This is a genomic window from Variovorax boronicumulans, from assembly GCF_030812215.1.
GTDB classification, from domain to species: Bacteria; Pseudomonadota; Gammaproteobacteria; order Burkholderiales; family Burkholderiaceae_C; genus Variovorax; species Variovorax boronicumulans_C.
Map to the genome: position 1 here is coordinate 209,913 of NZ_JAUSSG010000007.1, position 13,364 is coordinate 223,276.

The window sequence follows — 13,364 nt, forward strand, 5'->3', positions numbered from 1 at the left end:
ATGCCGGCGACGGCTGTACGCCCCGCCTTCAGGGCTTGCCGAGCAGACGCGCGAGCAGCCCTTCGAGTTGCTGCGCATCGACCGGCTTGGTCAGGTGCGCGTAGAAGCCGGCCGCGAGGCTTGCGTCCCGGTCGGAGCCCTGGCCGTAGCCTGTGACCGCGACCAGCGTCGGCGGATGAGAGACCTCGCGGCGCACCCGCTGGGCCACCTCGATGCCGCTGAATCCCGGCAGGCCGATGTCCAGCAGCACGAGATCCGGCTGCTCGACCTTGATCGCATCCAGCGCCGCGGGGCCGTCGGCGGCCGTGCGGGTCACGTAGCCCAGGCTTTCGACAAGCAGGCACATCGTCTCGGCCGCGTCCTGGTTGTCGTCGACCACGAGGACCATCTTCCGGTTCTCGTCGCTGTCGCTTCTTTTCTTCTCCAGCGGCGCGGCGGCGCGGGGCAGGCGAACGACGAATTCCGCGCCGTGTCCCGGCGTGCCCCTGCTGAACGCGCTGACGTCGCCGCCCTGCAGCGTCACCAGTTGCTGCACCAGCGTGAGGCCGAGCCCGAGCCCGCCCTGCGGCCGGGAAATCTCCTGCTCGCCTTGCGCGAACAGCATGAAGACGCGCGGCAGCGCGGCGGGCGGGATGCCGGGACCGTTGTCGCTGACGCTGATCTCCGCATGGGCGCCCACCTCGCGCAGCTGCACCGCGATGCGGCCGCCATCGGGCGTGAACTTGATGGCGTTGTTCAGCAGGTTACAGACGACCTGGATCATGCGGGCGCGGTCCCCGGTGATCCACGGGTCGCCGGAAGGCGGGTGGAAGACCAGGGCGTGCTGCTTCGCGTCGGCGGAGGGCCTGAGCATCTCGATCGACTCGTCGATCACGTCGGAAAGCTGCACGGGTTTGGATTCGAGGTGGATCTTTCCGCTGGTGATGCGCCCGACATCCAGCAGGTCGTCGACCAGCCGCGTGATCTGCTTGAGCTGGCGGCCGATGATGCTGCTCATGCGCGCCAGCGTCGCCGTGTCGGCGGCCGGGCCCAGGCGATCCATGATCGCCACCGCGTTGGAGATCGGCGTGAGCGGATTGCGCAGCTCGTGGCCGAGCATGGCCAGGAAGGTGGTGATGCGGCGGCCCTCGTCCTCCAGGGTGGAGATGCGCCGGCGCTCCGTCAGGTCGCGCGTGACCTTGGCAAAGCCGCGGTGACGGCCGGTCTCGTCGAAGAGGGCGGTGATGATCACGCTGGCCCAGAACCGGCTGCCGTCCTTGCGCACGCGCCAACCCTCGTCCTCGAAGCGGCCGACCTCGCGCGCGGTCTTCAGTTCCTCGTCGGGAAAGCCGGTGGCGGCCACCTCGGGCGGATAGAACACCGAGAAGTGCTTGCCGATGATCTCGTGCGCCTCGTAGCCCTTGGTCGCCTTCGCGCCGGTGTTCCAGCTCACGACGTAGCCGCTGGGGTCGAGCATGAAGATCGCATAGTCCTTCACGCCATCGACGATCAGCCGGAAGCGCTCCTCGCTGGCGCGAAGCAGATCGTCCTGCTTCTGGCGGTTCGACAGGTCGCGGGTGATCTTGGAAAAACCGCGCAGCCTGCCGTCCGGGCTGGTGAGGCGGGTGATGACGAGGCTGGACCAGAAACGCGTTCCGTCCTTGCGCAGGCGCCAGCCTTCTTCTTGGTACTGGCCCGTCTTGGTCGCCACCTCCAGTTCGTGCTGCGGCCAGTTTTTCTCCAGCAGTTCGGGGGGATAGAAGATGGAGAAGTGGCGCCCGATGACCTCGTGGGGTTCGTAGCCCTGGAGTTGCCTCGCGCCCGCGTTCCAGCTGAGCACGATGCCGCCGGGATCGAGGAAGAAGATCGCGTAGTCGGTGATGGCTTCGACCATGAGCCGGTAGTCGGCATCGGTGATCAGCCCGAGGTTCAGGGGAATGTTGAGATCGGGAACGGTTGCTTCATCCCTCTTGACTCGCGCGCCATCGGCCATTTTTCTGGGGTCTCGTTGGAAAGCCAAAGCGGCACGAAGCCACTGTCGAGCGAGACGTTATTGCTTTTTGTTGGGGCGAGGTGTCGGACAAGGCCGCAGTCCGCCACCGGACGACGAATGAAGGCCACGCCATGCCGCGCGGGCTCGTGTCGTGGGTCTGCGCGCCCGACGTGGCGGCACGCAGACATCGGCAATCCCAACCCGTCTCGGCGGGTTTTCTTTTGCCCGCGCCGAGCGCGCAACCGAGCTCCGCAGCGCGGGCCGGCACGGGTGTCGGGGCGGGCAATCGGACACCGATCGCCCGCCAGGTTGTGGCCGGCCGGCCACGCTTTCCCCACCGATTCCCGTGGGTGGCAATCGGGTTTTGTAATCTAGTGTTTTTTTGTGCAACCGATGTTATATTTTTGCCGAGGGATTATTAAAACTTAGGCATTCAATTTCGGCGAGCCGCGAGGTTTGCCATGGATGTTTCGCCAACGGGAGCGCCTGAATTGCAGTCCATGCCGCAAGAAAGCCCTAAATTGGTGCACTTGATGCCGACCGCCGAATGGCTGCGCCGGGGATGCCGATGACCACGACCGCCGCGTCCCCGCGGACCCGCCGGCCGCTGTTGAGCTACAGCGTCGACGGCTTGCCGGCCCGCGACGAACTGCTGTTCAAGTCCCTCGTGCGACTGCTGGACCACCGCACTCACCAGCAATGGACCTGGCAGGTAGAGCACGCCGACCTGCGCGTGGTGGGCGACCGGTTTCCGGTGGCGGCGCCCGACGATGCGCCCGACCGGGCGGTTCCACGGCTGACGCTCGGAGAAACGCCGCCACCGCATGGACCGTTCCTGCGGTTGCCGCTGCATGCCGACGCGCTCGAGGTCATGCTCAACCGGCTCGGCGCGATGGTGGTCCACGCCCGTGAACTCGGCCTGCCGCTCCCTGCCGGCCGGGACCGCAACGAACGGGGCGGGGGTGCACACGGCGAGGAATACCGCCTGTTGCGCTGGCCATCGGCCGCATTGCTCGACACACCCATGCGCATGAAGCTCGCCGCGCTACTCGCGAGCCGTCCGGCTTCGCTCCATGCGCTGCAGCAGCGCTCGAACGCCGGCGCACAGGAGTGCGCCGACTTCATTGCGGCGCTCGAGCACGCGGGGTTCGTCGCAGGCACGGGCCATGGCGGCGTCGGCACGGGCTTCGCGGCCAGCCAGGCGCCCGAATCGCTCTGGCCCGATTCGCAGTCCCTGCCGGTCCCGGAGGTCTCGCCGGGCGCGGATGCGTCTCACGCGCTCGCCACGACGCGCGCTGCCGTGGCGCCTGGCCTGCTCGCACGCATCCGCAACCGCCTCGGGTTGCTGTCCTCCGGTTCGAAGGCCTGAAGAACGTGGAACACAAGATTCTTTTCACCGGCACCATGGGCACCGGCAAGACCACGGCCATTGCCGCTGTGAGCGAGATCGCGCCGGTCCGCACCGAGGTGCGCAACAGCGATGCCTCGGTCGCCAAGGCCACCACCACGGTGGGCCTCGACTACGGCGAGCTCACGCTGGACAACGGCGAGAAGCTGCGCCTGTACGGCACGCCGGGCCAGATCCGCTTCGACTTCATGTGGCGAATCCTCGCGCGCGGCGCGCTCGGCCTTGTGATCCTGGTCGACAACAGCCGCCCCGACCCGCTGGCAGACCTGGAGGTGTATCTCGACGGCTTCGACGAGCTCATCGAGAAGACCGCCTGCGTGGTCGCGGTGGGGCGCATGGAGATCCATCCGGAGCCGGACCTCGAAGCCTACGCCCGGCGCATGCAGGACAAGGGCGTGATGTGCCCGGTCCTCGCGGCCAACGTGACCGATCCGCAGCAGGTGGCGCAGTTGCTCGAACTGCTGCTGATCCAGCTCGAAGCCTGAGCACGACACCGCCGCTGCTGTTTCTTCTTTCTTTCCTTCCTCTTTTCCCCGCAACGCCGGACCCCAGCCACATGAACATCGCACCCCGAATCAAGGACGCCGCCGACAAGGCCGTGGACACGCTCATGCGCGAGATCAAGGGCGTGAAGGCCGTCGTGATCGCGACCGAGGACGGCCTCGAGCTGGCCGCGCGCGCGGAGAACACCGCACAGGTCGCACGCATGTCGGCCATCGCGAGCTCGTTGGCCGCGCTTGGCGCGGTGGCCGGTGTGGAGAGCGGGTTGGGGCAGTGCGAGAACGTCGCGATAGAGACCGCTTCGGGCCACATCCTGATGCTGCAGGCCCGCCACGAAGAGGTCGACCTGATCGTGAGCGTGGTGACAGGCAAGGACGCGGTGATCGGCCAGGTCCTGTATCTCTCCAAGCTGGCGACGCTCGCGCTGCAGCGCGCCTGAACGTCCCGTCTTTTTTTCTTTCACAAACGGCCGGCGCTCATCACTCGCCCGGGCGGCGGCCGATCCTCAGGGCGATGGACTACGAAAGACTTTGATGGCAAATATCAAGCAATCCATGGATGAATTGATGACGATCGACGGCGCACTGTGCGCTGCGCTGGTCGACTCCGGCAGCGGCATGGTCCTGGGGCAAGTGGGTTCGGGCGTCGACCTGGAAGTGGCCGCTGCGGGCAACACCGAGGTGGTGCGCGCCAAGCTCAAGACGATGAAGGCGCTCGGCCTGAACGACGTGATCGAGGACATCCTGATCACGCTCGGTCGCCAGTACCACATCATCCGGCCGTTGAACAAGCACGAAGGCCTGTTCGTCTACCTGGTGCTCGACAAGGCGAAGTCGAACCTCGCACTTGCACGTCGCAAGACGCAAGACGTGGAGCAAGGGCTGGCCGTCTGAGTCCGGGTACAGCGACGGCGCGCTGCCGGCGAGCGGGCAGCGTGCCGGGCGGGCAGGGCGCTCAGGCTCTTTGGGCGATTCGCATGATGGCGTCGTAGATCTCGTTCTCCGCATCCGCCGGATCGAACTCGCCCGCGGCGGCGGCAAACGACACGGCCTCCGCCGCACCCAGCATCGCGCGCATCGCTGCCGGCGCTATCGGGTGTTTTGCAAACGGCTGCAGCGCATTGCGGCACTTCACGAGGAACCCGGCCTCGAGCTCCTTCTTCAAGGCGTCGAGCTCGGGCGAACCGGCCAGCGCAGCGCTGACGCCGGGCATCTCGCGCCCCATCTCCATGACGCAGTTGACGTAGGCGGCGGCGATCACCTTCGCCACGGCGGGGAGCGATTTTCCCGATGCCTGCAGGGCCTCGTCCATGAGGGCGTGCTGCCGGCTGTCGTATTCCCCGTAGAGGACGCCGAGCAGGCCGGTGCGCGTGCCGAAATGGTCGTACACGACGGGCTTGGTGACCCCCGCGCGCTCGGCCAGGTAGCCCAGCGTGAGCGCATCGGTTCCTTCGCTGCGCACGATGGCCCAGGCGACGTCCAGCAGCTGGCGGCCGCGCTCGTCCTTGGGAAGGCGTTTCCTGGTTGCGACCTGCACAACCGGTTCCATCTGCTTGCTTGACATTGTTAATCTACCAAAGGTAACCTACTAACAGTAGTTTAAACCCAACCCCACAAGGAAGCGCCATGCATGCCCTCATCGTTGTCAGCCATCCCGATTCCCAGTCCCTCACGCATGCTGTCGCACGCTCGTTCGCGGAGGGCGTTGCGGAGTCCGGCGCGCACACCGCCGAAATCGCCGACATCGCTGCAGAAGGCTTCCAGGCGGCCTTCAACCAAGCCGACCGTGCCGCCTATTTTCTCCAAAAGCCTTTGCCATCGGAGATCCTGCGCGAGCAGGAGCGCATCGACCGGGCCGACGCACTCGTGCTGGTCTATCCCGTGTACTGGTGGTCGTTTCCCGGCCAACTCAAAGGCTGGATCGACCGCGTGTTCTCCAACGGATGGGCCTACGACGAGGCGCCGGACGGCACGCTAGGAAAGCGACTCGGCCGCCTGGCCGTCCACCTGATCGGCATCGGCGGCGCAGACGGGGGCACCTATGCGCGGCACTACGACAAGGCAATGCGCACGCAGATCGACCACGGCATCTTCGATTTCTGCGGCGCGCGCGTCGTCACTTCGGAGTTCCTGCTCGATGTGAACGGGCAAGCCGCGGCGTCACATGTCGTCACGGCGCGGGCCCTCGGCGGCAATGCGTTTGCGAAGGCGGCGCCAGGCGGCATCCCGCTCTCCGAGGTTGCCGAAGAACTGCCGGGCTGAGGCGAACACAGAGGGCATCCCGCACGCATTTCCGAAAGAAAGCAGTGCGGGTCGGCACCTCGTGTCGGGGGACCGTTTTCGATCCGGATCGTCGGGCGCATGGTGCTGAACCGCAACCCCGACAACTTCTTCGCCAAGACCGAACAGGTCTGGCCCTCGCAGCCTCGCCGGACGAGCGATGCGGGTGTCGGAAATTTCCCTCTTGAAATCCGCGATGGCTTGCCTATCTTTTCTTCCGTCGGAAATTGGTCGACCGAAAAGGAGGTATTGAAATGACCATGAACTTGCTCAAGCAAATCGCCGGCTCTCGCTTGCCAGTCACGTTCTATCGCAACGAAGACATCGACGGAGTCAGGGTGCTCCGGGCCGCCGGCCTCATCGTGGCGCTGGTGCCATCGCCCTCGAACCCGTTGTCCCTGTCGGGCGCTCCCTCGGCCGCCCAGGTGCTGGCGGTGACCCAGAAGGGACGCGAGGAACTGGCGAAATTCAGCTATCCGGAATCCCCGCCGCCGCGATGGCGGAACCGTTCCCCGCGGATCACCGCGTGGCGCCACTTGGGCGCCAGCGGCCCGCCGCGATCGGCCGATGCGCACACCTTGCCGCAGTAGGCCTCGGCCCGAAACCCGTTTTCCAGATTCCAGATTCTTGGAGGTTCCAACATGTACCGATCTTTCTTCCCACGCGACATGCTCGCCGAGATGGATCGCCTGCAGCGGGACATGCAGCAGGCATTCGACCTGGCACCCACCATCCGCGGCTTTGGCAGCAACGGATTCCCCGCACTGAATGTCGGCGCGACGCCGCAGGCGGTGGAGATCTATGCGTTTGCGCCCGGTGTCGATCCGGCCACGCTGGAAGTCAATCTCGAGCGCGGCCTGCTGACCATCGCGGGCGAGCGCAAGAGCGTGCTGCCCGCAGCCGAGGCGAAGGCGGCCGTCCACATCAACGAGCGCTTCGAGGGCGCGTTCCGCCGGATGCTCACGCTGCCCGACGATGCCGACCCGGAGGCGGTCGAGGCCAGGCTGCGCGACGGCGTGCTGCGCATCACCATCCGCCGCCGCGCGTCGGCCCAGCCCCGCCGCATTTCCGTCCAGTGATGAGATCAAGGAGATGAACACCATGAGCAACGACATCCAGACCCAACGCGCCGGCGGGCCCGGTGCTCCCGAACATGCCGACCTGAAGCAGGCGGCGCCGCGCTATGGCAATGCGGCGTTGACGCCGCCCGTGGACGTGGTCGAGGATGCGGGCGGCATCACCCTGTACGCGGACCTGCCCGGCGTCTCGCGCGAGAACCTGAACCTTCATGTCGAGGCGGAGACCCTGACCATCGAGGCCGAGTCCGGATTGACGGTGCCCGACGGCCTGAAGACCAGCCATACCGAGGTCGGGCTCGGGCGGTTCCGCCGCGTGTTCACACTCAGCAAGGAACTGGACACGGAGAAGGTTTCGGCCGAACTCGCGCAAGGCGTGTTGACGCTGCGAATTCCCAAGGCCGAACATGCCAAGCCGAGGAGGATCGACATCCAGGTCGCCTGAGCGGCCGGCCGCTCGAGAGCCCTCGACGGCGTTCGACGGCGGTGGTCCTTCCGGCCGCCGCCGCCGTCATTTCAATCGGCCTTCCTTCGAGCCTGGCGACATCGCTCGCCGTCGCAGGTTACCGCGAGAGCCCGACCGCAGCCATCAGGAAGCGGAACACGACCGCCACCACGAACATCACGCCAACGCTCGCGAGCCAGATACCGGCGAGCCAGCCGAGGCGGCGCCGCCAGTTGCGTGGCGGGCGCGCGGTGCCTTCAGTGGTATCCGTCGCCATGCCGCACCTTGCCGCGAAAGACCCAATAGCTCCAAGCCGTGTACATGAGGATGACCGGAATGATCAGCAGCGCGCCCACCAGCGCGAAGCCCAGGCTCTGTGGCGGGCCGGCCGCCTGCCAGATCGAGATGTCCGGCGGAATCACGTTCGGCCAGAGGCTGATGCCCAGGCCCGTGTAGCCGAGGAACAGCAGCGCGAGCGTCAGCACGAAGGGCGCGGCATGCCCGTCGCCGCGCAGCGTGTGCAGCAGCCGCCAGCTGGCCACGCCCACCAGGAGCGGCACCGGCAAGAAGTACAGCAGGTTCGGCAGCGTGAACCAGCGCCGCGAAATGGCCTCGTGCGCGAGCGGCGTCCACACGCTCAGCATGCCGATCACCGCGAGCATCGCCCACACCAGGGGCCGCGCGAGCGCGCGCATGCGCTGCTGCAGTTCGCCCTCGGTCTTCATCACGAGCCAGGTGGCACCGAGCAGCGCATAGGCGGCGACCAGCGCGAGGCCGGTGAATATTGAGAAAGGCGAGACCCAGTCGAACGGGCCGCCCGAGAAGTTGCCGTCGACCACCTTCAGCCCGTTGAGAAACGCGCCCAGCGTCACGCCCTGGAAGAAGGTGGCGGTGAACGAACCGCCGATGAACGCCGCGTCCCACCAGCGGCGCTTTCCCGCGCGCGCCTTGAAGCGGAACTCGAAGGCCACGCCGCGAAAGACGAGCCCGACCAGCATGAGGATGAGCGGCAGGTAGAACGCGCTCAATATCACCGCATAGGCCAGCGGAAACGCCGCCAGCAGGCCGGCGCCGCCGAGCACCAGCCAGGTCTCGTTGCCGTCCCACACGGGCGCGACGGTGTTCATCATCACGTCGCGGTCTTCCTTGGCGGGCACGAGGGGAAAGAGGATGCCGATGCCCAGGTCGAAGCCGTCCATCACCACGTACATCATGATCCCGAAGAGGATGATCACGGCCCAGATCAGCGGAAGGTCAATGCCCATGGCCAGCCTCCGGTGCGGCGAGGTCGCCTTCCGCGTCCACGCCTTCGCTCGCGGCCGACAGCGGCCGCATCGGATGGCGCGGCTCGCCCGGCCCGCCATGCACGGGCGCCTCGGGCGGTTCGCGGTCGCCTTCGGACGGGCCCTTGGCGATCAGCCGCAAGCCATAGGCCGTGCCGGCGCCGAACACCGCGATGTAGACCAGCACGAACAGCGCGAGCGTGAAGCCGACCTGCGACGCCGAATGCTGCGGCGAGACCGCATCGGCGGTGCGCATGAGGCCGTACACCACCCAGGGCTGGCGGCCGATCTCGGTCGTGTACCAGCCCGCGAGGATGGCCACCAGACCCGCGGGCGACAGCACCAGCGCGAAGCGCAGGAAGAGCCGGTTGGAAAAGACGCGCTCGCGCCTTCGCAACCACAGGCCCCAGAACGCGAGCGCGATCATCAGCACGCCCAGGCCGACCATGAGGCGGAAGGTCCAGAACACGATGGTGGAGTTCGGCCGGTCCTCGGGCGGGAAGTCCTTCAGCGCCGGGATCTGCCCGTCCCAGCTGTGCGCGAGCAGCAGGCTGCCTGCACGCGGAATCTCGATGGCGTAGCGCGTGACCTCGGCCGCCATGTCAGGCCAGCCGAACAGGATGAGCGGCACGCCTTCGCCCTCCGGCGTGCGTTCCCAGTGGCCTTCGATGGCGGCGAGCTTGGCTGGCTGGTGTTCCATGGTGTTCAGGCCGTGCTGGTCGCCGATGAGCGCCTGTATCGGCGCGGCCGCCAGCAACATCCACAGCGCCATCGAGAGCATCGTGCGCACCCGCGTGTTGTCGCGCCCGCGCAGCAGGTGCCAGGCTGCGGCGCCGCCGACCATCAGCGCGGTGGCGATGTACGAAGCAACCACCGTGTGCGCAAGGCGGTAGGGGAACGACGGATTGAAGATCACCCGCAGCCAGTCGACCGGCACCACGCGGCCGTCGATGATCTCGTGGCCCTGCGGTGTCTGCATCCAACTGTTCGAGGCAAGGATCCAGGTGGCCGAGATCAGCGTGCCGATCGCCACGGCCAGCGTCGAGACGAAATGCAGCCCCGGTCCGACGCGGTCGCGCCCGAAGAGCATCACGCCGAGAAAGCCGGCTTCGAGGAAAAACGCGGTGAGCACCTCGTAGGCGAGCAGCGGCCCGGTCACGCCGCCGGCAAAGCGCGAGAAGTTGCTCCAGTTGGTGCCGAACTGGTAGGCCATGACCAGGCCCGACACCACGCCCATGCCGAAGGCGACCGCGAACACCTTGATCCAGAACTGGTAGAGGTCGATGTAGACCTTGCGCCCGGTGCGCAGCCACAGGCCCTCGAGCACGGCGAGATAGCTCGCGAGCCCGATCGTGAGCGCCGGAAAGACGATGTGGAATGAGATCGTGAAACCGAACTGGATGCGCGCTAGCGTAAGGGAGTCCATGGCTGGGGCGTTTTCGTTGGTTGCGGCACATCGGTTCTGTGCCTACGTCATTGGACGCCTGGCGGCGGCTCTTGGGAATAGGACAGTTCGCCCTTGGACATTTCGTCCCGCCCGGCGCCGTGAGTGCTGCAGACCGACTTCGCCTCGCCGTGCCGCTGCGGGGCAGGGGGTGGGGCGCCCGCTCTCAAGCCGCCGACGCAGCCCCGCCATCGCCGGCCTGCATCGTTCCCTTGTGTTGGGACTCGCCCGGAAAGCGGTGTTGGAAAGCTGACGCGCCGGGAATGTCGAGCTCGATCCAGGCCGGCGCATGATCGCTCGCACCGGTGCGCCCGCGCACGTTGCGGTCCACCCTCGGCACTGCGAAGCATCGGTGCGCGTTCGGCGTTCAGCAGCAGATGGTCGATGCGAAGTCCGGCGTCGCGCGGATAGCGATTGCGCCAGTACATCCAGAAGGGAACGGCACGCGGTCGGGATGGCTCGCACGAAACGCATCGGTCCAGCGCTCGGCCCGCGCATAGAGCCTGCGTGCTTCCAAGATCTGCCTTGCGCTGTCTAGTCGAGGCTTGGGCGGGTGATTTTATTTAACATAATACACATTGTGTTCTTTAATCATTCGCCAAGTTAGCCCCCAATTCCGGCCCCGCACAAGAGAATACGCTCAGGAGCCCTGCGGACTGACCGACGCCAACGACGGATCGAAATCCGCTTCCACGCGTCCGATGTCCGGCACCCGCTGATACCGCAGCACGCGATATCCAGCTTCGATCAGCATCGCGTCCCGGTCTGGATCGCGCCGGGCCTTGTCCTTTTGATTTTTGTCGCCGAGCTCGACCACAGCCACGACTTTGAACGAGCGGTCGCACACGACGAAGTCGGCGATCTTGCGGCTGAATGTGCTGCGCGCCGCGCGCGTGCGGGCCGTGAGCAAGGCGCCGAAGCTGACCTGCGGCAGTACCACCAGGTCCGGGAGCGTTTGCACGAGGCGGTTGTACATCGCCTGCTCGCGCGCAGTGAGTGGTGCCCGGGCCTTGGGCTTATCGACGAAGTTGCTGGTGTTTTGCTCGGACCTTTTCTTGGCCACCACCAGAAACACCAGCACGCCGACAACCAACAAAACGACCATGAATAGGAACGTATTCATCTCTGCTTCTCCTTCTCTACAGAGTCTCGCACGAGTGCGCAGGCGCCCTTTTATTGACCTTTTGCCGGGCCCGCAAGGCGATGAAATCAGCCCTCAACGCTTGGGCGAATTTCCGGATCCTCTGCCTTCGTAGTTCACTCCCTTGGTCTGCTTGATCTCGATCTTCTTCGCGTCAGGACAGGGCTCGTTCGAATACACGACCTTGCCGCCCTGCACGCATTTGTAGATCGAGTGCTGGGCCCCGGCGTCGAATGCGACCGTCGTCAAACCCAGTGCGAGCGCAACGCCGCCCCATCTCACCATTTGCCGTCCTTCGGCACCGGCTTCGGGCCAGCCTTGGCATTCATTGCGGCCGTGATGAGCTGCGCCGCTTCCGTACGGTTCGCCTTGTTCGCGAAGTCGACCGCTGTCATACCCAACTGATTTTTCATCGTCGTGTCAGCGCCTTCGGCCAGCAGCAGCTTCACGGCTTCGCCCGAGCCGTACATGGCAGCCATCATCAACGGCGTGGTGCCGTTGGGCGACTGCGCATCGATGAAGGCGTAGTTGTCGAGCAGCACTTTCATGATCGTCAGCTGGCCGCTGGTGGCCGCGTAATGCAGCGGCGTCCAGCCGGTCTTGTTGACGGCTGCATCGCGCTTGAGCAGTTGGGTGACCAGATCCTGCTGGCCCTTGATGGCCGCCAGCATCAGCGGGGTTTCGTCTTTGGCGTTGGCGATGTCCACGTTGAGCTGCGGCGATTCGAGCAGCACCTGGATGACCTTCGGCGACGGTTCGCGCAACGCGATGAGCAAGCCGGTCTGGCCGTTTTCGTCGCGCGTGTTCGGATCGAACCCGCGCTGGAGCAGGCTGCGCACGCCGCTGGCGTTGTCGCCGCGCACGGCACGGAAAAAGTCCTCGAATGATCCTGCGTGCGCTGCAAAAGATGCAGCAATGACAAGGAGATAAAGTGACTTCTTGAAGTAGTTTTTCATGATCTGACGTCCCTGAATAATGTGTCGAAGTTGTCGCTCGTTGCCTTGGCGATGGCCTCCACGGGCAGGTTTCGCAGTTCGGCAATCTGTTGTGCCACATAGGGCACATACGACGGATTGTTGGTCTTGCCGCGGTACGGCACGGGCGCCAGATACGGACTGTCGGTTTCGATCAGCATGCGATCGAGCGGCACGAAGGCGGCCACGTCGCGCAGACCCTGCGCCTTCTTGAAGGTCAGGATGCCCGAGAACGAGATGTAGAAGCCCAGGTCGAGTGCCGCGCGCGCGACCTCGGCGGTTTCGGTAAAGCAATGAAACACGCCGCCGGCCGCACCCGCGGAGCCGTCTTCGCCCTCCTCCTTGAGGATCGCAATCGTGTCGGCCGAGGCCTCGCGGGTATGGATGATGAGCGGCTTGCGGGTCTGCTGCGCCGCGCGGATGTGCACGCGGAAGCGGTCGCGCTGCCACTCCATGTCGGCGATGCTGCGGCCGCCCTTGCGTTCTTCCATCTGGTAGTAGTCGAGGCCGGTCTCGCCGATGGCCACCACGCGGGGCCGGGCCGAGAGGCGCACCAGGTCTTCGACGCTGGGCTCGGCGATGTCCTCGTTGTCGGGGTGCACGCCCACGCTGGCCCAGAAGTTGTCGTAGCTGGCGGCGAGCGCCTGCACGTCGTCGAACTCCTCGAGCTTGGTGCAGATGCAGAGGGCCCGGTCGACCTTGGCCGCAGCCATGGCGGCGCGGATCTGCGGCATCTGGTCCGCGAACTCAGGGAAGGTCAGGTGGCAATGGGAGTCTGTGAACATCGGAAATGGCAGTGGAGTCAGCGCCCCAGTCACAAATACATGAAGCGGCGCCGAGC

18 protein-coding genes are annotated in these 13,364 nt (G+C 65.8%); 9 read left to right on the forward strand and 9 right to left on the reverse strand.

Annotation, left to right across the window (positions count from 1 at the left end):
* Positions 1 to 28 precede the first annotated feature (28 nt).
* On the reverse strand, positions 29 to 1,972 hold the full coding sequence (locus J2W23_RS19675; protein WP_307649930.1) for a PAS domain-containing hybrid sensor histidine kinase/response regulator: 1,944 nt from the start codon (positions 1,970 to 1,972) through the stop codon (positions 29 to 31).
* Positions 1,973 to 2,582: 610 nt separating this feature from the next.
* Here J2W23_RS19675 and J2W23_RS19680 point away from each other — a divergent pair.
* The 4 genes from J2W23_RS19680 (at position 2,583) to J2W23_RS19695 (ending at position 4,774) form a co-directional block, all read left to right on the forward strand.
* Positions 2,583 to 3,341, forward strand: a complete 759-nt coding sequence (locus tag J2W23_RS19680) for a hypothetical protein (RefSeq protein ID WP_307649931.1) — start codon at positions 2,583 to 2,585, stop codon at positions 3,339 to 3,341.
* Between the two features lie 5 nt (positions 3,342 to 3,346).
* On the forward strand, positions 3,347 to 3,865 hold the full coding sequence (locus J2W23_RS19685) for a GTP-binding protein (RefSeq protein ID WP_307649932.1): 519 nt from the start codon (positions 3,347 to 3,349) through the stop codon (positions 3,863 to 3,865).
* A gap of 71 nt (positions 3,866 to 3,936) precedes the next feature.
* Positions 3,937 to 4,320: a roadblock/LC7 domain-containing protein gene (locus tag J2W23_RS19690; RefSeq protein WP_307649934.1), complete on the forward strand. Its 384-nt coding sequence runs from the start codon at positions 3,937 to 3,939 to the stop codon at positions 4,318 to 4,320.
* Positions 4,321 to 4,414: 94 nt separating this feature from the next.
* The gene (locus tag J2W23_RS19695; RefSeq protein ID WP_176657425.1) at positions 4,415 to 4,774 is read left to right on the forward strand and encodes a hypothetical protein; all 360 of its coding nucleotides are present in this window, start codon (positions 4,415 to 4,417) and stop codon (positions 4,772 to 4,774) included.
* Between the two features lie 61 nt (positions 4,775 to 4,835).
* On the opposite strand, the gene J2W23_RS19700 is transcribed toward J2W23_RS19695, so the two are convergent.
* A complete protein-coding gene (locus J2W23_RS19700) occupies positions 4,836 to 5,444 on the reverse strand; it encodes a TetR/AcrR family transcriptional regulator (protein ID WP_307649935.1) in 609 nt (202 codons plus the stop codon).
* 62 nt (positions 5,445 to 5,506) lie between these two features.
* Between J2W23_RS19700 and J2W23_RS19705 the strand changes: the two genes are divergently transcribed.
* The 5 genes from J2W23_RS19705 (at position 5,507) to J2W23_RS19725 (ending at position 7,681) form a co-directional block, all read left to right on the forward strand.
* Positions 5,507 to 6,142 carry an NAD(P)H-dependent oxidoreductase gene (locus J2W23_RS19705; RefSeq protein WP_307649936.1) on the forward strand — a complete coding sequence of 212 codons (636 nt, stop codon included), beginning with the start codon at positions 5,507 to 5,509 and terminating at the stop codon, positions 6,140 to 6,142.
* Between the two features lie 81 nt (positions 6,143 to 6,223).
* A complete protein-coding gene (locus J2W23_RS19710; protein WP_307650075.1) occupies positions 6,224 to 6,418 on the forward strand; it encodes a catalase in 195 nt (64 codons plus the stop codon).
* A complete protein-coding gene (locus J2W23_RS19715; RefSeq protein ID WP_176657429.1) occupies positions 6,415 to 6,750 on the forward strand; it encodes a hypothetical protein in 336 nt (111 codons plus the stop codon). The genes J2W23_RS19710 and J2W23_RS19715 overlap by 4 nt, the downstream gene beginning before the upstream one ends.
* Positions 6,751 to 6,801: 51 nt before the next feature.
* A complete protein-coding gene (locus tag J2W23_RS19720; protein WP_176657430.1) occupies positions 6,802 to 7,239 on the forward strand; it encodes an Hsp20/alpha crystallin family protein in 438 nt (145 codons plus the stop codon).
* A 22-nt stretch (positions 7,240 to 7,261) separates the two neighbouring features.
* Positions 7,262 to 7,681: an Hsp20/alpha crystallin family protein gene (locus J2W23_RS19725; protein ID WP_176657431.1), complete on the forward strand. Its 420-nt coding sequence runs from the start codon at positions 7,262 to 7,264 to the stop codon at positions 7,679 to 7,681.
* Between the two features lie 118 nt (positions 7,682 to 7,799).
* Here J2W23_RS19725 and J2W23_RS19730 read toward each other — a convergent pair whose 3' ends face one another.
* The 7 genes from J2W23_RS19730 to J2W23_RS19760 all read right to left on the reverse strand — a co-directional run bounded on the left by J2W23_RS19730 (position 7,800) and on the right by J2W23_RS19760 (position 13,308).
* Complete coding sequence (locus J2W23_RS19730; protein WP_176657432.1) at positions 7,800 to 7,958, reverse strand: DUF2474 family protein; 159 nt, start codon at positions 7,956 to 7,958, stop codon at positions 7,800 to 7,802.
* A complete protein-coding gene (gene cydB / locus J2W23_RS19735; RefSeq protein WP_307649937.1) occupies positions 7,939 to 8,946 on the reverse strand; it encodes a cytochrome d ubiquinol oxidase subunit II in 1,008 nt (335 codons plus the stop codon). Before cydB ends, J2W23_RS19730 begins: the two co-directional genes overlap by 20 nt.
* Entirely contained in the window at positions 8,936 to 10,390 is a 1,455-nt protein-coding gene (locus tag J2W23_RS19740) for a cytochrome ubiquinol oxidase subunit I (protein WP_307649938.1), read from the reverse strand. The genes cydB and J2W23_RS19740 overlap by 11 nt, the downstream gene beginning before the upstream one ends.
* Before the next feature lie 658 nt (positions 10,391 to 11,048).
* On the reverse strand, positions 11,049 to 11,531 hold the full coding sequence (locus J2W23_RS19745; protein ID WP_176657435.1) for a DUF2726 domain-containing protein: 483 nt from the start codon (positions 11,529 to 11,531) through the stop codon (positions 11,049 to 11,051).
* 93 nt (positions 11,532 to 11,624) lie between these two features.
* Positions 11,625 to 11,834, reverse strand: a complete 210-nt coding sequence (locus tag J2W23_RS19750) for a DUF4124 domain-containing protein (protein WP_307649939.1) — start codon at positions 11,832 to 11,834, stop codon at positions 11,625 to 11,627.
* On the reverse strand, positions 11,828 to 12,505 hold the full coding sequence (locus J2W23_RS19755; protein ID WP_307649940.1) for an ankyrin repeat domain-containing protein: 678 nt from the start codon (positions 12,503 to 12,505) through the stop codon (positions 11,828 to 11,830). Before J2W23_RS19755 ends, J2W23_RS19750 begins: the two co-directional genes overlap by 7 nt.
* The gene (locus J2W23_RS19760) at positions 12,502 to 13,308 is read right to left on the reverse strand and encodes a TatD family hydrolase (RefSeq protein ID WP_307649941.1); all 807 of its coding nucleotides are present in this window, start codon (positions 13,306 to 13,308) and stop codon (positions 12,502 to 12,504) included. Before J2W23_RS19760 ends, J2W23_RS19755 begins: the two co-directional genes overlap by 4 nt.
* Positions 13,309 to 13,364 lie beyond the last annotated feature (56 nt).